The sequence below is a fragment of the Rhodopseudomonas sp. P2A-2r genome, assembly GCF_026015985.1.
Taxonomy (GTDB): Bacteria; Pseudomonadota; Alphaproteobacteria; order Rhizobiales; family Xanthobacteraceae; genus Tardiphaga.
In genome coordinates this window covers 3,788,971-3,811,151 of record NZ_CP110389.1, presented here as the reverse complement: position 1 = coordinate 3,811,151, position 22,181 = coordinate 3,788,971, and the positions used below count along the sequence as shown (strand labels likewise).

Here is a 22,181-nt window from a genome sequence, read left to right as displayed (position 1 = left end):
GCTGCCCGATAAAGCTGGACACGGGGATGACACTCGACCGGACAGCCGCCAGCGCCGGATTTTGAAATCCGGCGATTAGTGTTCGGTTTGGCGTTATTGCGGCGGATTCGGCGTCGGCACGCTGGCTACGCGGCCGAGGATCCACATGCCGGCCATGAACAGGTTGCCGGTGTTGGCGGCTGGCGTGACGGTGGCGCGGACGTAGCGCTTGCTGCCGATGTAGCCAATCTTCCTGCACTCGCCGTCGTCCGCGAATCCGAAGCTGGCCAGCGCCGCCGTCCCGATCATGTCGGTCGCTGCAACTGTGTTGGCACCGCTCAAGTCGGAAGAATTCGACTCCTCGAGCAACTCTGTAAACGTGGCATCGGTGTCCGACAGAACACCGGTGACATAGGCCAGCACGGCGGCGCCGGCACCGAACGTGTCCAGGATGGTCGAAACCTGGGCCGTGTTGTCGGTGACGGCGGGGCCAGGCAAGAATGCCGGCTTGAAGTGCAGATTGTTCGCGAGATCGCGCATCGTTCGCTTCCTTGTAAAATGGTTGAGGTGACGGGGCGCGGCGAGCGTGCCCCGCTATGATCAGGACGTTGCGATCTTGAGCTTGCGGATGGCTTCAGCCTTACCGACGCCACCGGCGACGCGACGACGACCGTGAAAGCGGGTCATTCCGTTGGTGGCCTGGCTGTACGGGTCGCGTAGGATCGACAGCGAGGTGCGGTCGAAAATGCGATAACCCTGGCTGAAGTCACCGAAGATCACCGGCGTGGTGTTGGCACCGACGTCAGGCATGTCCGGTGCTTCGACCACGGGCCGACCGAGAATGGTGGTGACCGGCGTATTGTCGAGACCCTGGATGTTGACCAGATATCGGCCCTGGCCATCCTTGAACTTGCGGATGGCGCCGAGCGTGGTGCTGTTCATCATCCAAACGCCGTTGGCGCGGTATGGCGTCTTGATTCCGTGGAACAGATCGATCAGCGCATCAGCGGGATTCGACGCGGCGAAGTTGCTGGCGCCGCCCGACGGGGTGTAGCCCACGGTGCCGCATTATACTCCGCGAGTTTTCTCTGGTATTCGGCCTTTGCTTCCGTGGGCGGCGTCGCGCCAACGTCGGCATTGGCTGCGGAAAAGCCGACTGGGATGCCCGTTGTTGCGACGGCGAATGCGATGGAGAGCAGAAATGTCGCTCCCGCGCGGCGTGTGAGCTCCGTTGACATGTTCCTCTCGTTTGAAAATGAGGGCGTATCACCGACGTTAGAGTTGGCCCGGTTTGGCGGGGCGGCCGTTCGAGGCAGCAGAAGCGGTGTAATTCACTTGGCGCGGATCGCATTTTGTCTTGCCCCCCATTCTCCCGCAACAATGATCGCGTGAAGTCTCTCGACAGTTGCAATAATAATATATACCATCTTTAGGTTGATTGAGCTGCGGATACGATTTCAGGTTACGTTTTTGCAGGCCCGACTTTTCCAATATGTCTTTTGATGATGAGTAGTCTATCGAGTTGGCGGTAGTCTTTATTCATTGACTGGGTCTTGATCCGCAGGAGGGTTCATGACAACGCGCGAACAACTCTATATGCTGTTGCGGAACCTGAGATGGCTGATCGCAATTTCCGTCGTTATCTCGGTACTACTATTCTTGCCCGATCAGATTCGAGAGCTCTACCGCATAGCGGCGGCCGACGCTGGCTGGATCGCTGTGAAAGAATGTATCGCAATCCTGCTGATCTCAATCACGATCTGGTTCGGCGCCCTTCAACTTACGACCGAGACACTGGTTCGCATACCCGCCCCGACGGGACGCACCGCATTCTATTTCAGGACCATTCCGGTGGTCATCGGAGTTCTACCAGTACTCGCCGCGATGCTCGGTCAACTTGCGTCCCGGCCGGGAAATCTCCATCTATCACCCGACCAACGCCATGTTATCGAGGAAGTGGGAAGCATTTTTCGCATCCAGGCAAGGGCGTTCGAGCACGATAGGTTCATCCTTTTGGTGCTTTTTGCTGCGCTTCTCGCGATAGCGATCATGTCGGCAATCGTGATGTGGCGCTCCGGCGGAAAAGGCGGCTTGATCACCTTTTCCAGGCGTTCAAACGAAACATATTTCTTTTCACTCCGGTTCTTCTTACTGACGATTAGCGCGATCATCGCGTTGACAGTCATGTTCGTCGCTTATCCGGACCGGCCGGCTCAGTTTGTCGGCACTTTCGGCGTCGTCGCGTTATTTACGCTCTGCGTTACAGCCTTCACGGTCCATCTCTCGCTGCTGACGATCAAGCACAGCTTTCCTTACTTACCCGTCATTTTCGCATGGGCTCTGCTGCTCGCTGTTATTGGCAATGACGATCATGAGGTGCGGCTGCTAACCGACAAGGCTCTGATCACAACCTCGCCGCGTGTTTCGGCCGTTTCGGCGTTCGACGATTGGCTCAAGCAGCCCGACAGAGTCGCCGAGGCGGCGAGGATCGGCGAATATCCAGTATTCATCGTGTCGGCGCAGGGTGGAGGGATCTACGCTGCGCATAATGCGGCCAAATTTCTGGCGCGGATGCAGGACCTGTGTCCAACATTTCGCCGCCACTTGTTTGCGGTGAGTTCTGTCTCGGGCGGCAGTGTTGGCGCAGCCGTTTTTGCCGCGGCTCTCAATGCAGACAACAGTCCGACTGCTTACCACGCAGATTCGGCGCAAGCCTGTCCAAGAATCGCTGCGTTTCTTGCCGGGACCGGCCGCGAACAGGTTGATACCCCAGGAACAGTTGAAGCGCGCGTAGAGTCGATTCTGACGACCGACTTCCTCGCGCCGCTCACTGCAGGATTCCTGTTTACCGATTTCACCCAGAGTTTCCTGCCATTTTCAATTCCTATCTTCGATCGGGCGCGTTTTCTCGAGTACACGCTGGAAAATGCGGCTGATAGAGCAGCAAAAAGCGAAAATCGTCAGGTCAATCCGCCAAACCTCCTGAAGTCCGATTATCAGTCACATTGGACGCCCAGTAATCAAATGCCGGCGTTGCTGTTGAACGCCACGGATGTCGGCAGCGGAAAGCGAGTGGTCTTTTCACCGTTTGATATAGACGAGTCTCACCCCAAGGGTTCAGATCTTTGCATTTTCGCCGACCTGAATAGGCATGGAGAAGGTGCAGATGCCAAAGTGGAGAGTAGCTCTTTGCATATTCCACTCAGCGCAGCTGCCTTCATCAGCGCGAGGTTTCCATGGGTAACTCCGGCCGCCACTGTAAGGCTCAAGAATGATTGCATTACGGAGAACAAGGTCGCCCATCTTGTCGATGGTGGCTATATCGATAACTCCGGATTGGAAACGGCGCTAAGTCTGGTCGGAAAGATCAAAACCGTTCAAGGTACTTCAGATGCGCCGAAATTTCGCATCTACCTGCTGTCATTGGCGGGTGGCGACTTTCCGGATCACGGAAGTTTTTCGTTCGGCGAAGTCATGGAGCCTATCCGTGCCCTGCTCAGTACACGCAGCTCACGGGCTTATATAGCTCTGAACCGGGCCGCCCAAGATGACCGCCTGCCTTTGGATCAAAGCGGTGCCAGCGTTCGAAATTTCGATACGTTCGGCCGGTCCGATATCAAGGATTTGTTCTATAATTTACCGCTTGGCTGGACCCTATCGGACAAGACGAGGGATGTCGTTTCGTTGAGTAGCGGCCGGTTCTGGGATTGCCTGCCAAACAGCGCATTTACCCAATCCCGCAGTCAGCAGAGCAATGCGGATTGCCTGCAGGTCCGGGTGTTTCACCTACTCAACGGATCGGTTGCTGCCGCGTTTCAGGCGCAGAGAGATTCCGAAACCGCCGACAAGTACGTCAACTCCCTTGGCAGCAATGGTCAATTCGAACCAAAACTAGATCATCAAGGGCTACTTGCCTGCTACGAAGCCAAATGGTTTCAGGAGCGCAGGTACAAGAGGTATTTGGCCCGACTCGGTGCTTATGAGCAGGAGATCAAGGAGTCCGCTAAGCGGAATGTTCCGCCGCCGAAGCCCCTAGCGCCCCATCGTGAGGGATACATCGCCTATTTTCAGGCGGAACAGGTCAAGGCGCTTTTGCAGGAATGGGATAGTCTCAAGGAAACCGATCCACGGATCTTGGCCTATGTGCTCGGCTCGGTATCCTACGATAGCGCGGACTTCGTTCACACCAGCGAGAACCTGTCGTTTAGCAGCGTAGACCAGATACCAAAAGTCTGGGTTGCGCGGATCGACCAGATCAACTCTAGGCGGGTCGCTAAGGGTGGGCTGCCGATTGACGTAAATAAGCTGCTAAATAATCCGGTCGAACTAGCCAATACGATCTGGGGTTCGAACAAAGAGGATTACGGCAATATCCCCGGCAGCAACGATGGCTGGGATTTTCGCCCTCGGGGTATGTACCAACTCGTCGGGCGAGAACAATATGCTCGCGAGAGTGGGCCGCTCCAGAAACTTGGACAAATTCCAAGCCTGGATATCACAGCGTTCCCGGATGCGCTGTGGAACGCAAAGATCTCGGCGAAGGTGACCTTCGCTCACTTTCAAACGTTCAAGTACAGCGGCCACACACTTTTTGAACTGCTGCAGGACAAGAAGTTGAGTTGGGCTGCCGTGCGAGGCTTCCAGTCGGACATGGACAGCGCCGCTTCCGATCAGGCCCTTGTCGAGGAGCGCAGCGAGATGTTCTCCAAATGTATTGAAGATGTATCGACATCGTCCAGGCAATCCCTGGCCAAACGGCTGCTAAACTCATTGTAGTGTCGATGCGGAGCGCTCAATGCGCGCGAAACTCGCGGTATGAGTCTATTAGGGCTTACGTGATCTAGTTTCGCTTTGGGGTATATCGTCGATCGACGATTACTGTCGTAAAGTGAATATCGGCGGCACAGCTCGGAGATATTTTCCTCACCGCGCAGTCCCTCCAGCACGATGCGGATCGTCTCTTCCGCAGAATACTGGCGGCGGGTCTGGCGCCGAATCTCCTTCAACACTCGTTCTGCCGGAGCTTTATCCGGCCCGGATTTCTGTTTCATCTTCGCTCCTTACGGCTACGATGAACCAGAAATCCTCCCTTCGGGAAGTCCCTCAATTTGTCTCAGAGGTGCTGACGAGGAACAACGCGAATATCGCGGGAGGAGCACGATAAAGGAAACCTCTGCGGCGCAGCACTCTCAATTATATTATGGAAGTTGCTTTATTGTGCTGCAAGCCCGTATTTCTACGTCGCTTGCACTTAAGAAATCTTCGCCTCCTGCCGCGAGCTCATCTGCGAGCGCCTTCTCCATAGCCCCAACAAGATTGCGAAGTGGCACGGCCCAACATCTGGGACATCGTGGTCCTGATGCGTCGAGTCCTGGACCATATAATATACGCCGCGGCTATAACAGGCAGTGGCCGCCAGTCTCGATTTTATATGGGCTCTTCAGCATCTTCCGGTAGTGAACGGCGAATAGCCGTTTTCTGACCCGGAGAGCTGCGATGACGTATGTTTCTCACCACTCGGACAAGTTCCGCGACCTCACCGGCGACGATGCCTATCGGTCCTGGCTGATCAGCCGCGAGCAGGCGCCGATCGTCCATCATTCCGGCGCAATGCACTGGAAGCGGCTGCGCGTGCTGGCGCGGCTGACGTTCAACCATATCAAGGGATTGCTGGCCGCCGTCCATGTCGCTATCGTTGCCGACAAGATGCGCCGGGTGCAGCGCGAACTAGCCCTGCGCGGCGTTCGCTACGACGCGCCGCCAAAAGCCTCGACCGATCGGGGCGGGCGATGAGCAAGCACCCATCAGACGCGCTGTTCGCGCGCATCGGCGCCTACGGCAAGACCCTGCCCGTGCTGTTCGCTTGGTTGCGCGGGCTACTAATCGGTCCCCCCAGCTATCATCCCGGCGCGCACTACATGCGCGGCCCTGGACCGAAATGGCGCGAGAAACACGGCTTACAATGGCCCGACGTTACCAGAGATAAATGCGATGCGTAAGGGGGCGGCTCGTCTCGCCGTCGTTGCGAGCCAACCGGACCGTCTTCGCCGGCCCGATGATTAACTCCGCGCGGCAATCCAGATCAGCGCAGACTGGGTTGCGGCGTCGGACGTGCTCCGTCGCAATGACGAGCTCTAGCAGTCTGCTGAAAAACTCCGGTGCCGGGCGTCAAAACCGTGAACAAAACGGAATCTAAAAGAGTCTGGAACGGAATCGAACTGCGGCGGAATTGAGTTTTTCAGCAGACTGCTAGAGCCGGCTGAGTTCTAGCAGGAGCCGATGCTCGACGTCGCAACTTTCCATATCGGCGTAAAGCGCTGCGATCACCTCTGCGATTGTGGCCTTTGCCGTTGTGTCGGGCTCGACCATTGGCAGGCGCACCCGCGCTGACACCTGGCCGAGCAGGCCGAGCGCATGTTTCAACGCTGCCGGCGTTCCGTCCAATGCCAGCGCCGAGGTCAGCCGGCACAGCTGGCCGGCGATTGCCTGCGCGCTGCGCAGGTCGGCGTGTCCTCGCAGATCATCGAGCTTGCGGCAGAGCTGCGGCGCCACGGCAGCGGTCATTGAGATCCAGCCGTCGCCGCCCTGCGTCGCAAAGCCGGCCGCAGTCGCATCGTCCCCGGACAGCAGGCGAAAGCCGGGTCGCAGTAGCGGCCTTAGGCGCAGCGGACGGGTGATGTCGCCGGAGCCGTCGCGCAGGCCGACAAACTGCGGCGAGACCGCGAGTTGCAACAGTGTGTCGTCGGCAAGGACGCGCATCGTACGCTGTGGAATGTCGTGCAGGACGATCGGCAACTCGGTGCAGTCGGCCACCGCCGCAAAATGCGCTGATATGCCCGACTGCATCGGCTTGTTGTAATAGGGGACGACCGACATGATGGCGTCGGCACCCGCTGCATCGGAGCGCCGCGTGAGCTCAATCGCCTGGCTGGTGGAGTTCGAGCCGGCGCCGGCGATGACGCGGACGCGTCCGCGCGCGGTCTTCACCGCGGCGCGGACGATGGCGTCGTGCTCGTCCAGCGTCAGTGTGGCCATCTCGCCGGCGGTCTCGCCGACCACGATGGCGGTGCAGCCCGCCGCGATCTGCCGTTCGCACAGGCGCGCGAGGGCGACGAGGTCGATGCTGTCGCTGTCGTCGAATGGCGTCGGCAGGTCGGGAATGCAGCCCGCCAGCCAGGCGGTGCGATGGGTGGCGCTGGTCATGGTGATCACCGTTCGCGGCCGGTCAGGCGGCGCGGCGTGGCTGCGCGATGTCGGCGCCTTCGGCAGCGGATATGGTGGTGCCGACGTCGAACTCTAGCGGTGTCGCGAGGGAGATGATGGCTTCCGGGTGATGGTGATTCTCAAACAGCGCGTAGCGGACCGCGGCCTGCTGGCTGACGAACAGGCCGCCATAGAGCCCGTCGCGCTCGCGGGCCACCCACTGGCCGCGGCTGTTCTTTCCAATCAACACGATGTGACATGAGGGAGGTTCGACGAGATTCACGCAAAGTCTCCTGTGACGATGACCGGCGCCGCAGCGCCGCTGCCCGATCGGGCATGTTCGCAATATCTTCGCGGCGGGATATGAATGCGAGAGTAAGCCTGCGCCGATCTCATAGGGAAATCATAGGAGCCGGCAGACCTAGGATGCCTCTGCGGCGGCGAGGCTGGCCAGGCAGAACAGTGCGCCATAGGCGGCGGCCTCGTCCCAGTAGGTCAGCGATGCGCCGAGCGGCAGTTCCCGTCGGACGACGCCTGCGAAGACGCTGATGATCACCGACATCCACAGCAACGCAGCAAAGCTGCGGGCGAATCCAATGCTGCCGAATGACGCGAACACGCACAGAACGACAATGCGCATGGCGAAGCGGGTCGCCACCTGGGCGCTGGAGAATTCGGTCGTCATCCGGCCAAGCTGCGGCATCCGGCGGTCAGGCAAAATTGTCGCACAGCACGGGCTCCCAGGACGCGTCAGGCGCCTTGGGACCCATGGCGACCTCTGGCAGAGCCGGGCCGAGGCTTTCCTGCTGCGCTTGCAGAACGGCGCCGACAATCGCCAGCGCCATGTCGGCGTGATGCGTTTCGACGGCAACGTCGAGCCAGTCCGGCATTTCGCGGTACTTCGACAGGGCACAATGCCATTCGCCGTCGTCATAAGCGAGGCGGCGCAACTGCCAGGGCGGCAATTCCAGGGCCAGCAGCGCCAGCGCGGCGTCTGTCCAGGCGCAGCAGGTGATCAGGTGCTTGATGCGGGCGACCTCGAGGGCCCGAATCATTGGGTTGCCTCGACGCGTGGTGGCGAGGATGTCCGTGAAAATGTCGGCCGTTGCGGCGGGCGCGTCGCGGAGCCATTCAGCGGGGCCGAATTCGTGAGCCTGATGATTGAGCGACATGGCGTGGTCTCGTCCAAAGTGCGGTCCCAATTTCGACCGCTCCCGGAAGATGGGTGCAAAGTCATTTGAAAACGAGACAAGGTGCAGCCCAGAGATATAGGCGCGGCATAAGTGCCCTGACCGTCATTGTGAGGAATCGACAAGGCAATCCAGTCTTGCTTGTGGCTTCCGGATTGCTTCGCGGAGTTCATCATCGGGCCGGCGAAGCCGGACCCGTCGGCTCGCGATGACGGTCCGCATCGCTGCCCCCCGCGCGTCTTTATGGGATTCCTATAAGTTCGCCCACCCCGCCGTCTCGAAAACCTATGCGCCGGGTGGCACTTGATCACCATGCCAATGGATCGCCGCGGGATCGAATTCGCCCGCAGGTTGATGTGGCGCAAGGTCTTCAACTCGCGGGCTGTGATGATGCCCCGAAACATCTCGCAACAGGAGCAACTCATGCTGGACATTTTGATGCTGGCGCTCGGTCTGGGCTTCTTCGTCCTGACGGTCGGCTACGCCTACGCCTGCGAACGGCTCTGAGGAGAACGACCATGATGTTCGACTACACACTCGCCGGCCTCGTCTCGGCAGGACTGCTGTTTTACCTCACTTACGCTTTGCTGCGTCCCGAGCGGTTCTAAGGGGAATATGATCATGACTTTCGTTGGCTGGATTCAAATTCTTCTGTACTGCGCGATCGTCGTCGCGCTGGTAAAGCCGCTCGGCTGGTACATGACCCGCGTGTTCAATGGCGAGCGCACATTCCTGTCGCCGGTGCTGCGGCCGGTCGAGGCCGGCCTGTACTGGATGGGTGGCGTCGATGAGAAACGCGAGCAGCACTGGCTGACCTATACGGTGGCCATGCTGCTGTTCCATGTTGGGGGCTTCTTGGTTCTCTATGCGGTGCTGCGGCTGCAGGCGCTCCTGCCGCTCAATCCGGCCGAACAGTCGGCGGTGGCGCAGGACCTGTCGTTCAACACGGCGGTCTCCTTTATCACCAACACCAACTGGCAGAACTACGGCGGCGAAAGCACGCTGTCCTATCTGACCCAGATGATCGGCCTGACGCACCAGAATTTTCTGTCGGCAGCGACCGGAATTGCGCTCGCGGTGGCGATGATCCGCGGCTTCTCGCGCTCGTCGATGCGCACCATCGGCAATTTCTGGGTCGATGTGACGCGCTGCACGCTCTATGTGCTGCTGCCGATCTGCATCGTCTACACGCTGTTCCTGGTGTGGCAGGGCATGCCGCAGACGCTCGGTGCCTATGTCGACGCCACCACTCTTGAAGGCGCCAAGCAGACCATCGCGGTCGGCCCGGTGGCCTCCCAGGTTGCGATCAAGATGCTCGGCACCAATGGTGGCGGCTTCTTCAACGCCAACGCGGCGCATCCGTTCGAGAACCCGACGGCGTTGTCGAACTTCATTCAGATGATCTCGATCTTTGCGCTCGGTGCGGCCTTGACCAACGTGTTTGGCCGCATGGTCGGCAACCAGAAGCAGGGCTGGGCGATCCTGGGCGTGATGGGCGTGCTGTTTATCGCCGGCGTCGCCGTCACCTATGGCGCCGAGGCTTCCGGCACCAGCATGCTCGCCGATCTCGGCCTGACCGGCGGCAACATGGAGGGCAAGGAAGTCCGCTTCGGCATCGTCGCCTCCAGCCTGTTCGCCGTCATCACCACGGCGGCGTCGTGCGGCGCGGTCAATGCCATGCACGACAGCTTCACCGCGATCGGCGGCATGATCCCGCTGATCAACATGCAACTCGGAGAGATCATCATCGGTGGCGTCGGCGCTGGCCTTTACGGCATGCTGTTGTTCGTCGTGCTGGCGATCTTCGTCGCAGGCCTGATGGTCGGCCGCACGCCGGAGTATGTCGGCAAGAAGATCGAGTCGCGGGAGGTCAAGATGGCCATGCTCGCCATCCTGGTGCTGCCGCTGATGTATCTCGGCTGGACCGCGGTGGCGGTGGTGCTGCCTTCGGCGGTGGCGTCGATGGCCAATGCCGGCCCGCACGGCTTCACCGAGGTGCTGTACGCCTTCACCTCTGCGACCGGCAATAACGGTTCGGCGTTTGGCGGGCTCACCGGCAACACCTTCTTCTACAACCTGACGCTGGCCAGCTCAATGTTCGTCGGCCGGTTCTTCATGATCGTGCCGGCGATGGCGCTGGCGGGATCATTGGCTGCCAAAAAATCGATCCCGGCCTCGGCGGGGACCCTGCCGACCACGGGCGGACTGTTCGTCGGCCTGGTCGTTGGCGTGATCCTGATCATCGGCGGTCTCACCTTCTTCCCGGCGCTCGCGCTCGGACCGATCGTCGAGCACCTCGCGATGTCCGCCCACACCCTGTTCTGATCGATCTCCCGGAGTACTATCCATGGAAACGTTGAAACTGCAAAAGCGCGTGCCGATGTCGGCCATGCTTGACGCAAAAATCGTGGTGCCGGCGATCGGGTCGGCCTTCGCAAAGCTCGATCCGCGGCTGATGATCAAGAACCCCGTGATGTTCGTCGTCGAGGTCGTTGCCGCGCTGACCACGGTGATCTTCGTCAAGAACCTGTTCACCGGCGGCGCCGATCTGGGCTTTGCATTCCAGATCATCCTGTGGCTGTGGTTCACGGTGCTGTTCGCCAACTTCGCTGAAGCTGTTGCCGAAGGCCGCGGCAAGGCGCAGGCGGAGTCGCTGAAGAAGACCCGGACCGAGAGCCAGGCCAAGCTGCTGACCGGCAGCGCGGGCGACAAGTCCTACCGCATGGTCTCGGGCACCAGCCTGAAGGTTGGCGATGTCGTGCTGGTGGAAGCCGGCGACAACATCCCGTCCGACGGCGAGGTGATCGAGGGCGTCGCTTCGGTCAACGAAGCGGCCATCACCGGTGAATCCGCGCCGGTGATCCGGGAATCCGGCGGCGACCGCTCCGCAGTCACCGGCGGCACCCAGGTGCTATCCGACTGGATCCGCGTCAAGATTACCGCGGCGCAGGGCTCCACCTTCATCGACCGCATGATCAAGCTGGTGGAAGGCGCCGAGCGGCAGAAGACGCCGAACGAGATCGCGCTCAACATCCTGCTGGTCGGTCTCACCATCATCTTCGTGTTCGCCACCGTGACCATCCCGAGCTACGCCGCCTATGCCGGCGGTTCGATCTCCGTCGTCGTGCTGGTGGCGCTGTTCGTGACGCTGATCCCGACCACCATCGGCGCGCTGCTGTCGGCCATCGGCATTGCCGGCATGGACCGGCTGGTGCGCTTCAACGTGCTGGCGATGTCCGGCCGTGCGGTAGAAGCCGCCGGCGATGTCGACACGCTGCTGCTCGACAAGACCGGCACCATCACGCTGGGTAACCGCCAGGCGACCGCCTTCCGCCCCCTGCGCGGCGTTACCGAGCAGGAACTGGCCGATGCAGCACAGCTGGCCTCGCTGGCCGACGAGACGCCCGAAGGCCGCTCCATCGTGGTGCTGGCCAAGGAGAAGTACGGCATCCGCGGTCGCGACATGGCCGAGCTCGGTGCCAGCTTCGTGCCGTTCACGGCGCAGACCCGCATGAGCGGTGTCGATACCGGCAGTTCGTCGGTGCGCAAGGGCGCGGTGGATTCCATCCTCGCTTACGTCACCGGCGGCGCGACCTTTGCTGTCTCCGGCAACGCAGCACGGGCGACGCAGCCGGCTGCCATGTCAGACACCGCAAGGGAAATCCAGGCGATCTCCGACGAAATCGCCAAGGGTGGCGGCACGCCGCTGGCGGTGGCCCGCGACGGCAAGCTGCTCGGCGTCATCCACCTCAAGGACATCGTCAAGGGCGGTATCCGCGAGCGCTTCGCCGAGCTACGTCGCATGGGGATCCGTACCGTGATGATCACCGGCGACAATCCGATGACCGCCGCGGCGATCGCCGCCGAAGCCGGCGTCGACGACTTCCTGGCGCAGGCTACACCGGAGGACAAGCTGCAGCTCATTCGTGACGAGCAGGCCAAGGGCAAGCTGGTGGCGATGTGCGGCGACGGCACCAATGACGCGCCGGCACTGGCGCAGGCCGATGTCGGCGTCGCCATGAACACCGGGACGCAAGCGGCGCGCGAGGCGGGCAATATGGTCGACCTCGATTCCAACCCGACCAAGCTGATCGAGGTGGTGGAAATCGGCAAGCAGCTCCTGATGACCCGCGGCGCGCTGACCACGTTCTCCATCGCCAATGATGTCGCAAAGTACTTCGCCATCATCCCGGCGATCTTCCTGGCCTTCTACCCGCAACTCGAGACGCTCAACATCATGCGGCTGCACAGTCCGCAGAGCGCCATCCTGTCGGCGATCATCTTCAACGCGGTGATCATCATCGCGCTGATCCCCCTGGCGCTGAAGGGCGTCGCCTATCGCCCGATCGGCGCCGGCGCGCTGCTCAGCCGCAATCTGCTGATCTATGGCCTCGGCGGCATCGTCGTTCCGTTCATCGGCATCAAGGCGATCGACCTCGTGGTCACCGCTCTGCACCTGGTTTGAGGAGATACATCATGTTGAAAGAAATCCGTCCCGCCATCGTCATCCTGCTGGCGCTCACCGTCATCACCGGCGCCGCCTATCCGCTCGCCATGACCGGGATCGCCGGAGCGGTCTTCCCGAAGCAGGCGGAGGGTAGCCTACTGGAACGTGACGGCAAGGTGGTTGGCTCCACGCTGATCGGCCAGGAATTCACCACCGACGAGTATTTCCACGGTCGTCCCTCGGCGACCCTCGGCCCGGACCCGAAGGATGCCACCAAGACGGTGCCGGCGCCCTATAACGCCGTGAACTCGATGGGCTCCAACCTCGGCCCGACGAGCCAGGCGCTGAACGACCGCATCAAGGAAGATGTGGCAAAGCTGAAGGCGGAAAACCCGTCGATGCCGGTGCCGGTTGATCTCGTCACCACCTCGGGCTCCGGGCTCGACCCGAACATCTCGCCGGAGGGTGCACTATTCCAGGTGCCGCGCGTCGCCAAGGCGCGAAAACTGCCGGAAGAAAGGATTCGCGCGCTGGTGACGGCGCAGACCGAAGGCCGCTTCGGCGGCCTGCTCGGCGAGCCCCGTGTCAACGTGCTGGCGCTGAATCTCGCGCTGGACGCGGCGGCGAAATAGCCCGGCTGGCCCCGGCCGGGCGCGGAGACTATAAAGCCGTATGGCAAATCAGCGCCGCGACAGTGAACATCGACCCTCGCCGGAAGCGCTGCTGGAAGCGGCCCGGCGGGAGGACAATGGGACAGGGCGGCTGAAGATCTTCGTCGGCGCTGCCCCGGGCGTCGGCAAGACCTACGAGATGCTGCAGAGCGCGCATGCCAAACGCAAGGCCGGCGTCGATGTGGTGGTCGGCGTGGTGGAAACCCACGGCCGCGCCGAGACCGAGGCGCTGCTGGACGGGCTGGAAGTGATCCCGCGGCGCAAGTTCGACTACAAGGATCAGCATCTCGAGGAGATGGATCTTGACGCACTGATCGCCCGGCATCCTCAAATCGCTTTGGTCGACGAACTCGCCCATACCAATGCGCCGGGAAGCCGGCATCCCAAGCGTTACCTCGACGTGCAGGAATTGCTGAGCCACGGCATTGACGTCTACACCGCCGTCAATATCCAGCATATCGAGAGCCTCAACGACGTCGTCGCGCAGATTACCCATGTGAGGGTGCGCGAGACGGTGCCGGACTCGGTATTTGACGGCGCCGATGCCATCGAACTGATCGACCTCACGCCGGACGACCTGATCCAGCGTCTGAAGGAAGGCAAGGTCTATGTGCCCCGGCAGGCCGAGCGGGCGCTCGAGCATTATTTCTCGCCCGGCAATCTCACTGCCTTGCGCGAAATGTCGCTGCGCCGCACGGCCGACCGGGTCGACGAGCAATTGCTCACCCACATGCAGGCCAATGCGATCGCCGGCCCCTGGGCCGCCGGCGAGCGCATCCTGGTGTGCGTCAGCGAGGACCCGCGTGCTGCTGGCCTCGTGCGCTATACCAAGCGCCTCGCCGACCGGCTGCACGCGCCATGGAGCGCGATCAGCATCGAGACAAGGCGCAGCCTGCAGCTCACCGAGGAGCAGCGCGACCGGCTCGCCGACACGCTGCGACTGGCGGAGGCGCTGGGCGCCGAAGCGCTGACCATCCCCGGCGCCGGGCGGCGCATTGCCGACGACGTGCTGGGCTTCGCGCGAGCCAACAACGTCACCCAGATCGTGACTGGAAAGGCGTCGCGGTCGTGGATGTTCGAGCTGCTGCGCGGCTCCGTGGTGCACGACCTGGTACGGCGCGCCGGAAACATCAGCGTGCATGTCATCGCCGGCGATGCCGCCGCGGGCGCCGTGGCGAAGAAGTCGGTGCAGGCGGCCGAGCGCAGCGAGCCGTTCGATCCAAAACCCTATCTCGCCGCGCTGGCCATTGTCGCGGTGGCGCTCGGCGTCGCCAAGCTGATCCAGCCGATGTTCGGCATCGAGAACGTCGATCTGGTGTTCCTCACCGCCGTGGTCAGCGTGGCCGTGCGCTACGGGCTTTGGCCGTCGCTGCTGGCCAGCGTGGTGGCGTCGCTGTGCTACAATTTCTTCTTCCTGCCGCCGGTCCATACCTTCACCATCACCGAGCCGACCAATGTGGCGGCGTTCTTCTTCTTCATGCTGATCGCGCTGCTTGTATCGAATCTGGCAGCGCGGGTGCGCAGCCAGGCGGTGGCGGCGATGGGGCGGGTGCGGACCACTGAATCGCTCTACGCCTTCAGCCGCAAGCTGGCGGGCACGGCAGCCATGGACGACGTACTGTGGGCGACCGCCTACCAGACCGCGCTGATGCTCAGGGTGCGCGTGGTGCTGCTGCTGCCCGAGCAGGGCGTCATCACCGTGAAGGCCGGCTATCCGCCGGAGGACGAACTCGACAAGGCCGATCTCGCCGCCGCCAACTGGGCGTGGGCCAATGATCGCCCGGCCGGGCGGGGCTCGGACACCTTGCCGGGCGCCAAGCGACTGTTCCTGCCGATGCGCACCGGGCGCGGGCCGATCGGCGTGATCGGCATCGATGACGACCGCACCGGACCGCTGCTGACGCCGGACCAGCGCCGGCTGCTCGACGCGCTGGTCGATCAGGGCGCGCTGGCCATCGAACGCGTGCAACTGGTGGAGGACATGGACCGCGCCCAGCGCAGCATCGAATCCGACCGGCTGCGCCAGGCGCTGCTGACCTCGATCTCGCACGACCTGAAGACGCCGCTGGCTTCGGTGCTCGGTGCCGCCGGCACGCTGCGGGACCTCGCGACGAAACTGAGCGACACGGAGAAGACCGAGCTTCTCGGTACCATCATCGACGAATCCGAGCGACTCAACCGCTTCATCGCGAACCTGCTGGACATGACCAAGCTGGAAGCCGGCGCCATCGTGCCCAACAGCGCGCTGCACGATCTCGGCGAGATCGTCGGCAGTGCCCTTCGCCGCGCCAGCAAGATTCTGGGCGATCACAAGGTCAACCTCGAACTCGCGACCGATCCGCCGATGCTGGAACTGGATGCCGTGCTGTTCGAACAGGTGCTGTTCAACCTGCTCGACAATGCCGCCAAATACGCGCCGCAAGGCACTGCGATCACGATCCGGGCGCAGCGCGACAAGGATTCCGTGGTGCTGCAGATTCTCGACGAGGGCGCGGGCATTCCGCCCAACGATCTCGAGCACGTGTTTGACAAATTCTATCGCGTGCAGAAGGGCGATCACGTCCGCGCCGGGACTGGGCTCGGGCTGGCGATCTCGCGCGGCTTCATCGAGGCCATGCACGGCACGATTGCGGCTACCAACCGCACCGACCGCAGCGGCGCCGCCATGATCATCCGGCTGCCGATCCCGCCGGCCACCGAAGCCCTGGACACCGCCGCATGAATGCCGCCGCCATCAAGGTTCTCGTCATCGACGACGAGCCGCCGATCCGCAAGCTGCTGCGCATGGGCCTCAGCACCCAGGGTTACGACATTCTGGAGGCCAGCAACGGCAAGCTGGCGCTGGAACTGCTAGCGCAGGATCCGGCGCTGATCATCCTCGATCTCGGCCTGCCCGACATCCAGGGCCACGATCTGCTGCGCATGATCCGCGCCCGCAATGACAGCGTGCCCATCGTGGTGCTGTCGAGCCGCGGCGACGAGGCGGGCAAGGTGCAGGCGCTGGATCTCGGTGCCGACGATTATCTGACAAAGCCGTTCGGGATGGACGAGCTGCTGGCGCGTATGCGCGCAGCATTGCGGCATCAATTGCAGGTGCATGGCGAACGCCCGGTGTTCAAGTCCGGCGAGTTGTCGGTCGATCTGGTCCGCCGTCTCGTCAAGGTCAGCGACAAGGATATCAAACTGTCGCCGAAGGAATACGAACTGCTTCGCGTGCTGGTGCAGCATGCCGGCAAGGTGTTGACTCACCGCTTTCTGCTCGAGGAACTTTGGGATGAGGTGACCGACGCCCAGTACCTCCGGGTGTACGTGCGGCAACTCCGGCAGAAAATCGAGATCGATCCGGAGAGGCCATACTTCGTGTTGACCGAAACCGGCATCGGCTATCGGCTGCGTCCGTCAGACTAGATTCGGCGGTTCTATAGACGCTCGAAGACGGATTTCAAGCTCGCCGTGATGACCGCCGCCGCGACGATGGCCAATGCCAAGGCGAGTTCTGCTTCCTGTCTACGGTCATGGGTTTCGGCCCACCACCGAGAGACTTTGTACAGGATGCCAGGTGCAGATGCGCTTTTCATGGTCGGCCTATTGCAGCATAGAGGTGTTGATCGCGGACGCTAAGCAGCAAAGCGCCCCAAAAATGGCCGCCTCGTCCCAATGGTTCAACGAATTATCCAAGGGAGTCTCTTTTCGAAGCGCTGCAACGACCGCGCAGAGCATCGTGGCCATCCAGAGCAGCGGGACAAAGCTTTTGACGAAATCGACGCCCGTCAAAGATGCGAATCCGAAGAGGATAGCAAAACGCAGTACGAAACGGGCGCCAACTCTTGTCACGCTTGAAGATGCCCTCGATATCATCACAGCAACCGTCTCTATGCTGGCCGAGCTGCAAATTTCGCCGGGCCGCCTGAGGTTTGATTGGACGGCATGATGGACCCGCTGATCGAAGATTGGCAGGTGAGCCAGACGGCGATGAAATAAGTATTCCATATAATTTGGCCTCGAGTTCATAAAGACGCCCGGCGCGGGAGTGGACCCATCCGAACATTCCTATGAATTCGTAGCGGCAATCACCTCGAATTCCTATGCCGTGAGTGGCAAGTGCAGTGCCTGCCGCATCGCGAGTCGGTCGGCAGTGCGGCACCGTGGCTTCATTTGGGACTAGCATGCGCGTTAACGAATTTCTATCGCCGGTCGACGTTTCGATTAATTTCAGGGCAGCTCATCACAAGCTGGCGCTGCTGCATGGCCTTGCACGGATAATTGCGAAATCGACATGCGTCTCTGCTAATGTCATCGCGTCCGGCCTGGAAGAAAGGGAGCGGCTAGGCGGAACGGGGACGGGGAACGGTGTCGCTCTGCCGCACGCGCGCATGTCCCAGCTTAAGGAGCCAGTTGCTCATTTTGCGCGGCTTGAGAGGCCCATTGACTACGGGGCCGTCGATGATCTTCCAGTTGATCTGGTGTTCGTGCTTCTGCTGCCCGATGGAGCCGAATGCAGGCCGCTTCATGCGCTTGCATGCGTGGCGCGAAAGCTGAGGGATGAGGAAACCCTGAGGCTGCTCAGGCGGGCCAGTGACACATCCGGTTTGTATTCCGTATTGACCGCGTAGTGGCCAGATTTTTACGGCCCGCGACAATCGATCTGCTGCTCGTTTTACAGCAATAAGAAGCAAGTGCTTTGCGAATGGAGATGCGCGATGGACGCCATGACAAATCGCTCCAAGATCACGGTGCCGGAGCCTGGCGTTGTTGCCTCCAGCGTATACGCTTTCGGCAAAAAGATCGATGACGTTCGGATCGAAGAGGCGGGAAAATGGTCGAGCAAGGATGGTCACGTTGTCTGGATCGGTCTGCTTGAACCTGGTGCCGACCTTTTGGCGCGCGTTCAGGATCAGCTCGGTCTTCATCCCATGGCAATTGAGGACGCCGAGAAGGCGCATCAGTATCCCAAGATCGAGCAGTACGGAGACTCGCTGTTTGTCGTCGCGCGTACAGCACAGCTGATGGACGGGCATATCGCATTTGGCGAAACGCACATCTTCATCGGGCACGGATACGTCGTGTCGGTGCGCCATGGCGCATCGACGTCACACGCTCCCGTCCGTGAGCGTTGCGAATCATGCCCGACGGTCTTGAAGCACGGGGAAGATTACATTCTTTACGCGATACTGGACTTCATCGTAGACAATTACAGTCCAGTCATTGAGACGATCTGGACTGAAGTCGATGCTTTGGAGGCAATAGTACTTAACAAGCCGTTGCGGACCGCGCAGTTCGAACGGCTATACAAGTTGCGCCGGGATCTGCTGAGGTTGCGTAGAGCAATCGGGCCCCTGGCAGAGGTGTGTCGACGCCTCGAACATGCGGAAAGCTTGTCGATCGATGCGGAGATGCTGCCGCTCTTCAGGGATGTTTCCGACCATGTGAAGCGGGCACAGGAAGAAATAGATTCCCTCCGAGAGGTTCTTGCGTTCGCCTTCGAGGCCAGCCTGATGTCCGGCCAGACGCAGCAGACGGAAATCACCCGGCGTCTGGCGGCTTGGGCAGCAATCCTTGCTGTGCCGACGGCAGTTGCGGGCATTTACGGAATGAACTTCGAACACATGCCCGAGTTGAAATGGGAATACGGCTACTACATCGTGGTGGCTGGCATCGTTTCGGCATGCTCGGTACTCTATTTCAGATTTCGGCACTACGGCTGGTTGTGATATCGAAAGTCTCAGAAGTGCACGGTCTGCTCCGCGAGAGCAGGAATGACAGGTCGAATAGCAAGAATCCGATCCGACGAAGACATCGCGGCCTAATGGCAAGAATACAGTCGAGACTATCTATTAGTGAGCAGCATGCCGGCTAAAGCATTAGAAGAAGACAACCTGCCTATTGCGCTGCGCTCGTGGCTGCTCGCCTCGCTGCGATTTGCCGTGACTTTGCAGAACGAAGACAAGCTGGTCTTGCTTGCGGTGGCCGCTGAGCTCGACAAGCATGGAATCGCTTACCCGCATCTCGATAGATGTTTTAATTTCTTTCAAAGAACAAGTGTGGGAATCTGCCAAGCAATAATTGGCGAGCCCGATGAGCGCCGCACCTGTTTGCTTCACCAGCATCTGGCGCGTATTCCCGACGAGCGCCTTCGACTGGCGTTCGCGGCGGCGGTTCAGGTTTCGCTTCCCATTGAAAAGACAGCCAAACCGCGGAAACCGAAGAAAAACAACCTTTGGAAGGGTCTGAGCTCCCGTCCGACGGGTCGCATTACGGAGCAATCCTATCCCATGAAGCTCCCGCATCAGGAAAAAATGCGCGGCGCGGGCTAATCCGCCGCACGGATGAAAACCGTACCTCCAAACAGGCCGTTTGGATCGGGAACCCAGCCAGACCGGATTTCAATAGGGCTCGGAGGACGCCGTTCTGCGGCTCGGGGACGCTGGTTTACGCGGAGAAGGTTCGACCCAAGCTCCTCTCCCTCCGCCAAAATCTTGCTTATCTATCTGATTTTAAAAGACATTTTAATTTCAAAAAATTTTTATGCACACTTCAACGTACACTCGTTAAATTCGGAGTTCGACGTGAGCGACGATGAAATAGCGCGCCGAAGAGCTTTGACTTTTGCCCAAGCGGAAGGCGCCCAGGCTTTACCCTCCCAGCTGCAGCGATCCGAAGTCACGCAGGAGCTAAGAGCTGTTCTTTGGAGTTTCATTTTCGATCTGCTTGATAAGACGTCGCACCGCGACACGTACACTTACGTCGGTACACCATGGACAGGCGTGCTCAAGACCGTCCACATTTTTCACAACCATCTGCCTGCAGACGAATTCTCAAACCGCTTCAAAGATGCAGTTGTGCCGGTCAAGTTGGTTTTCGAAAAGGGGAATTATCTGGACATCTACGGCTGGCTGCAATTCGTCTTACGGAAGAAACCATCCGCCGAATTTTCCAAACAGCTCGATCTCGAGGCTGCGCTACTGCCGTTCCGCATATCGCGTGATGGACGGTGACGTTTTGTGCCCTATTGGATCCGAGGAAGATGCAAGGACGGTCAGCGAAGCGTTTGCAAGCCTCAAATTAGCAGGATTGGTTGGAGCTAGAGAACACTTGAGGACGGCTAGCGTCGCGCTCAGTGCTGGTGAATTTTCCGACAGCGTGCGTGAGAGTATCCATGCAGTAGAATCCGCCGTGAGGGTGATGGAGCCGAGCGGAGACTTCAGCAAAGCCCTCTCGAAGCTTGAGCTAAAAACAAATCTACATAGTGCCCTGAAGAAGGGGTTTCTGGCCATTTATGGATTTTCGAGCGACGAGCAGGGCATCCGCCACCCGCTTCTCGAAAAGGAGGCTCCAGCGGTCGACGAAGCAGACGCGCTGTTCATGATCGGAGCATGCTCCGCTTTCCTCTCGTATCTAGTCAACAAATCCAGAAAAACCGGGCTGATATCGGCCGCACAGGCGGAATAGCTCGCTTATTGCCATCTGTGATTTGCTGCCGATTGATTACTTGCCCTTCTTGGGGGGCTTGCGCACATAGGTCTCTTTTTCTGTCGTCGCTGGATGAGATTTTGCGTAGGCCTTGGTAACGGCCTTCCCCGTCTTAGCGCTTCGGTACATGGTGGTCGTGGACTTCTTCGCCATTTCATCCTCCCAGGTCGTGAAGTTGGATTCACTCGCGTCCACGAATAGCCCAGGCGGAAACCACCACTAAGGTTTTAGTACTCGCGTCACCGAGACAGGCCCTTGCTTACCCGCTCCGGTTGCGGTTGGATGTGCTGGGTCGGGGGAGATACAAATTGTCCAACACGGTCACGCGCGGCGAAAATCAGAAGTACTGTACAGATTGCGGATCAGTAATCAGCGCGCGCGCTGAAATCTGCCCACGGTGCGGGGTGAGGCAGATGAGCCCGCCAGGAGCTTTTGGAGCCACGACGGCAAGCGGCAGAAGCCGAGTTGCGGCAGCAATATTTGCTATTCTGCTCGGGGGCTTAGGCATCCACAAATTTTACCTGGGGCGGGTCGGGCAGGGCATACTCTACATGCTGTTTTGCTGGACCTTCGTGCCCGCGATCATCGGCCTCGTTGAAGGGATAATTTATCTGACAATGAGCGATGCTGATTTTGAGATGAAATACGGCTAGCCGACATCATGCGATGCTACTTCGCGAGCGCTGAAGGGTGCGGAGGATGAAGCGAGCCGAGACGATCGACTGCCACGACTGCGGAAACCCGGTCTCACTAAATGCTCGAGCATGCCCTGCGTGCGGATCCAAGTATTTGGCGGGCCATATTCCAGCGCGAAGGCGGCCCGGTCGCATGGAGCCGAATACATCGACAGGCAGCGAGACTCGGCTCGCCGCGACCTTGAGGCGTTTCACCGATAGTTGGTATTGGCCTGTTTCCGACCTCGGTGGCCGGAACTAAAAATGGCAGTGGCCCAGTTTGTGAATTTTTGATTACTGAGCAAAATTGACCACAACGTCCGGTAGCGGACATGCCACAAAGTTCCATGGAACCCGTTCCCGCGCCATTTACATGCAGATTTAAGCCAGCCGCCGGCGAGTGTCTGCCAGGTGAGGAGCTTTGCGCCTTTGAGTTCCCATGGTGCGAGGGTTGTCCAAAGTCAGTGGTTGGGAAAGGCGGCGCTTCAGAAGATCCGATGAAGTCGCCCGACGTGGCAAGGTTGCTCACGTCGCTAAGGCAACCTGA

Annotated in this window: 24 protein-coding genes and 1 pseudogene; 17 read left to right on the top strand and 8 right to left on the bottom strand. The window is 60.2% G+C overall.

The annotated features are described in order from the left end of the window. Nucleotides 1-93 precede the first annotated feature (93 nt). Complete coding sequence (locus ONR75_RS18410) at nucleotides 94-519, bottom strand: hypothetical protein (protein ID WP_265078529.1); 426 nt, start codon at nucleotides 517-519, stop codon at nucleotides 94-96. A gap of 60 nt (nucleotides 520-579) precedes the next feature. Continuing rightward, nucleotides 580-1,038 carry a phage major capsid protein gene (locus ONR75_RS18405; RefSeq protein ID WP_265078528.1) on the bottom strand — a complete coding sequence of 153 codons (459 nt, stop codon included), beginning with the start codon at nucleotides 1,036-1,038 and terminating at the stop codon, nucleotides 580-582. Nucleotides 1,039-1,551: 513 nt separating this feature from the next. On the opposite strand from ONR75_RS18405, the gene ONR75_RS18400 reads away from it, so the two are divergent. Further along, entirely contained in the window at nucleotides 1,552-4,755 is a 3,204-nt protein-coding gene (locus ONR75_RS18400; RefSeq protein WP_265078527.1) for a hypothetical protein, read from the top strand. Between the two features lie 101 nt (nucleotides 4,756-4,856). Here ONR75_RS18400 and ONR75_RS18395 read toward each other — a convergent pair. Beyond that, nucleotides 4,857-5,030 (bottom strand): annotated as a pseudogene (locus tag ONR75_RS18395) (IS3 family transposase); the annotation flags it as partial. Nucleotides 5,031-5,475: 445 nt separating this feature from the next. Between ONR75_RS18395 and ONR75_RS18390 the strand changes: the two are divergent. Continuing rightward, nucleotides 5,476-5,772 (top strand): hypothetical protein, encoded by a 297-nt coding sequence (locus tag ONR75_RS18390; protein WP_265078526.1) that lies wholly within the window; start codon nucleotides 5,476-5,478, stop codon nucleotides 5,770-5,772. Then, nucleotides 5,769-5,978: a hypothetical protein gene (locus tag ONR75_RS18385; RefSeq protein WP_265078525.1), complete on the top strand. Its 210-nt coding sequence runs from the start codon at nucleotides 5,769-5,771 to the stop codon at nucleotides 5,976-5,978. Before ONR75_RS18390 ends, ONR75_RS18385 begins: the two co-directional genes overlap by 4 nt. A 250-nt stretch (nucleotides 5,979-6,228) precedes the next feature. Here the strand turns inward: ONR75_RS18385 and dapA are convergent, their stop codons facing one another. The 4 genes from dapA to ONR75_RS18365 form a co-directional block, all read right to left on the bottom strand. Then, nucleotides 6,229-7,182 (bottom strand): 4-hydroxy-tetrahydrodipicolinate synthase, encoded by a 954-nt coding sequence (dapA, locus tag ONR75_RS18380; RefSeq protein WP_265078524.1) that lies wholly within the window; start codon nucleotides 7,180-7,182, stop codon nucleotides 6,229-6,231. Nucleotides 7,183-7,204: 22 nt separating this feature from the next. Next, nucleotides 7,205-7,465, bottom strand: coding sequence for a hypothetical protein (locus ONR75_RS18375; protein WP_265078523.1), 261 nt, complete (start codon nucleotides 7,463-7,465; stop codon nucleotides 7,205-7,207). Between the two features lie 138 nt (nucleotides 7,466-7,603). Further along, a complete protein-coding gene (locus ONR75_RS18370) occupies nucleotides 7,604-7,867 on the bottom strand; it encodes a hypothetical protein (RefSeq protein WP_265078522.1) in 264 nt (87 codons plus the stop codon). A 25-nt stretch (nucleotides 7,868-7,892) separates the two neighbouring features. Beyond that, nucleotides 7,893-8,354, bottom strand: a complete 462-nt coding sequence (locus tag ONR75_RS18365) for a hypothetical protein (protein ID WP_265078521.1) — start codon at nucleotides 8,352-8,354, stop codon at nucleotides 7,893-7,895. A 321-nt stretch (nucleotides 8,355-8,675) separates the two neighbouring features. Here ONR75_RS18365 and ONR75_RS18360 point away from each other — a divergent pair, with 321 nt between their 5' ends. From ONR75_RS18360 to ONR75_RS18300, 13 genes are all read left to right on the top strand, one after another. Continuing rightward, nucleotides 8,676-8,879 (top strand): hypothetical protein, encoded by a 204-nt coding sequence (locus ONR75_RS18360; protein ID WP_265078520.1) that lies wholly within the window; start codon nucleotides 8,676-8,678, stop codon nucleotides 8,877-8,879. Between the two features lie 11 nt (nucleotides 8,880-8,890). Next, nucleotides 8,891-8,980, top strand: a complete 90-nt coding sequence (locus tag ONR75_RS18355; protein ID WP_265078519.1) for a K(+)-transporting ATPase subunit F — start codon at nucleotides 8,891-8,893, stop codon at nucleotides 8,978-8,980. A gap of 13 nt (nucleotides 8,981-8,993) precedes the next feature. Next, nucleotides 8,994-10,697 (top strand): potassium-transporting ATPase subunit KdpA, encoded by a 1,704-nt coding sequence (kdpA, locus tag ONR75_RS18350; RefSeq protein WP_265078518.1) that lies wholly within the window; start codon nucleotides 8,994-8,996, stop codon nucleotides 10,695-10,697. A 22-nt stretch (nucleotides 10,698-10,719) separates the two neighbouring features. Next, nucleotides 10,720-12,837, top strand: a complete 2,118-nt coding sequence (gene kdpB / locus ONR75_RS18345; RefSeq protein ID WP_265078517.1) for a potassium-transporting ATPase subunit KdpB — start codon at nucleotides 10,720-10,722, stop codon at nucleotides 12,835-12,837. An 11-nt stretch (nucleotides 12,838-12,848) separates the two neighbouring features. Beyond that, nucleotides 12,849-13,451, top strand: coding sequence for a K(+)-transporting ATPase subunit C (locus ONR75_RS18340; protein WP_265078516.1), 603 nt, complete (start codon nucleotides 12,849-12,851; stop codon nucleotides 13,449-13,451). Between the two features lie 40 nt (nucleotides 13,452-13,491). After that, nucleotides 13,492-16,212: a sensor histidine kinase gene (locus tag ONR75_RS18335; RefSeq protein ID WP_265078515.1), complete on the top strand. Its 2,721-nt coding sequence runs from the start codon at nucleotides 13,492-13,494 to the stop codon at nucleotides 16,210-16,212. Then, entirely contained in the window at nucleotides 16,209-16,898 is a 690-nt protein-coding gene (locus ONR75_RS18330; RefSeq protein ID WP_265078514.1) for a response regulator, read from the top strand. Before ONR75_RS18335 ends, ONR75_RS18330 begins: the two co-directional genes overlap by 4 nt. Nucleotides 16,899-17,049: 151 nt before the next feature. Then, nucleotides 17,050-17,421: a hypothetical protein gene (locus ONR75_RS18325; protein WP_265078513.1), complete on the top strand. Its 372-nt coding sequence runs from the start codon at nucleotides 17,050-17,052 to the stop codon at nucleotides 17,419-17,421. Nucleotides 17,422-17,656: 235 nt separating this feature from the next. Then, a complete protein-coding gene (locus ONR75_RS18320) occupies nucleotides 17,657-18,103 on the top strand; it encodes a PTS sugar transporter subunit IIA (protein WP_265078512.1) in 447 nt (148 codons plus the stop codon). 87 nt (nucleotides 18,104-18,190) lie between these two features. Further along, nucleotides 18,191-19,201, top strand: coding sequence for a magnesium/cobalt transporter CorA (corA, locus tag ONR75_RS18315; RefSeq protein WP_265078511.1), 1,011 nt, complete (start codon nucleotides 18,191-18,193; stop codon nucleotides 19,199-19,201). Nucleotides 19,202-19,336: 135 nt separating this feature from the next. After that, nucleotides 19,337-19,804 (top strand): hypothetical protein, encoded by a 468-nt coding sequence (locus tag ONR75_RS18310; protein ID WP_265078510.1) that lies wholly within the window; start codon nucleotides 19,337-19,339, stop codon nucleotides 19,802-19,804. A gap of 252 nt (nucleotides 19,805-20,056) precedes the next feature. Further along, nucleotides 20,057-20,485 (top strand): hypothetical protein, encoded by a 429-nt coding sequence (locus ONR75_RS18305; protein WP_265078509.1) that lies wholly within the window; start codon nucleotides 20,057-20,059, stop codon nucleotides 20,483-20,485. Then, nucleotides 20,475-20,939 carry a hypothetical protein gene (locus ONR75_RS18300; RefSeq protein WP_265078508.1) on the top strand — a complete coding sequence of 155 codons (465 nt, stop codon included), beginning with the start codon at nucleotides 20,475-20,477 and terminating at the stop codon, nucleotides 20,937-20,939. Before ONR75_RS18305 ends, ONR75_RS18300 begins: the two co-directional genes overlap by 11 nt. Before the next feature lie 36 nt (nucleotides 20,940-20,975). Here ONR75_RS18300 and ONR75_RS18295 read toward each other — a convergent pair whose 3' ends face one another. After that, on the bottom strand, nucleotides 20,976-21,113 hold the full coding sequence (locus tag ONR75_RS18295) for a hypothetical protein (protein ID WP_265078507.1): 138 nt from the start codon (nucleotides 21,111-21,113) through the stop codon (nucleotides 20,976-20,978). A gap of 155 nt (nucleotides 21,114-21,268) precedes the next feature. On the opposite strand from ONR75_RS18295, the gene ONR75_RS18290 reads away from it, so the two are divergent. Then, on the top strand, nucleotides 21,269-21,613 hold the full coding sequence (locus tag ONR75_RS18290) for a TM2 domain-containing protein (RefSeq protein WP_265078506.1): 345 nt from the start codon (nucleotides 21,269-21,271) through the stop codon (nucleotides 21,611-21,613). The last annotated feature ends 568 nt before the right edge of the window (nucleotides 21,614-22,181 follow it).

What these genes read in the sequence shown, in the direction of transcription:
- ONR75_RS18295 (WP_265078507.1), bottom strand. Translation starts at nt 21,113, where the DNA reads ATGGCGAAGAAGTCCACGACCACCATGTACCGAAGCGCTAAGACGGGG.
- kdpA (WP_265078518.1), top strand. Translation starts at nt 8,994, where the DNA reads ATGACTTTCGTTGGCTGGATTCAAATTCTTCTGTACTGCGCGATCGTC.
- ONR75_RS18390 (WP_265078526.1), top strand. Translation starts at nt 5,476, where the DNA reads ATGACGTATGTTTCTCACCACTCGGACAAGTTCCGCGACCTCACCGGC.
- ONR75_RS18300 (WP_265078508.1), top strand. Translation starts at nt 20,475, where the DNA reads ATGGACGGTGACGTTTTGTGCCCTATTGGATCCGAGGAAGATGCAAGG.
- ONR75_RS18385 (WP_265078525.1), top strand. Translation starts at nt 5,769, where the DNA reads ATGAGCAAGCACCCATCAGACGCGCTGTTCGCGCGCATCGGCGCCTAC.
- ONR75_RS18355 (WP_265078519.1), top strand. Translation starts at nt 8,891, where the DNA reads ATGATGTTCGACTACACACTCGCCGGCCTCGTCTCGGCAGGACTGCTG.
- ONR75_RS18370 (WP_265078522.1), bottom strand. Translation starts at nt 7,867, where the DNA reads ATGACGACCGAATTCTCCAGCGCCCAGGTGGCGACCCGCTTCGCCATG.
- ONR75_RS18400 (WP_265078527.1), top strand. Translation starts at nt 1,552, where the DNA reads ATGACAACGCGCGAACAACTCTATATGCTGTTGCGGAACCTGAGATGG.
- ONR75_RS18340 (WP_265078516.1), top strand. Translation starts at nt 12,849, where the DNA reads ATGTTGAAAGAAATCCGTCCCGCCATCGTCATCCTGCTGGCGCTCACC.
- kdpB (WP_265078517.1), top strand. Translation starts at nt 10,720, where the DNA reads ATGGAAACGTTGAAACTGCAAAAGCGCGTGCCGATGTCGGCCATGCTT.
- ONR75_RS18310 (WP_265078510.1), top strand. Translation starts at nt 19,337, where the DNA reads ATGCCGGCTAAAGCATTAGAAGAAGACAACCTGCCTATTGCGCTGCGC.
- ONR75_RS18365 (WP_265078521.1), bottom strand. Translation starts at nt 8,354, where the DNA reads ATGTCGCTCAATCATCAGGCTCACGAATTCGGCCCCGCTGAATGGCTC.
- ONR75_RS18320 (WP_265078512.1), top strand. Translation starts at nt 17,657, where the DNA reads ATGCGCGTTAACGAATTTCTATCGCCGGTCGACGTTTCGATTAATTTC.
- ONR75_RS18410 (WP_265078529.1), bottom strand. Translation starts at nt 519, where the DNA reads ATGCGCGATCTCGCGAACAATCTGCACTTCAAGCCGGCATTCTTGCCT.
- dapA (WP_265078524.1), bottom strand. Translation starts at nt 7,182, where the DNA reads ATGACCAGCGCCACCCATCGCACCGCCTGGCTGGCGGGCTGCATTCCC.
- ONR75_RS18330 (WP_265078514.1), top strand. Translation starts at nt 16,209, where the DNA reads ATGAATGCCGCCGCCATCAAGGTTCTCGTCATCGACGACGAGCCGCCG.
- corA (WP_265078511.1), top strand. Translation starts at nt 18,191, where the DNA reads ATGGACGCCATGACAAATCGCTCCAAGATCACGGTGCCGGAGCCTGGC.
- ONR75_RS18335 (WP_265078515.1), top strand. Translation starts at nt 13,492, where the DNA reads ATGGCAAATCAGCGCCGCGACAGTGAACATCGACCCTCGCCGGAAGCG.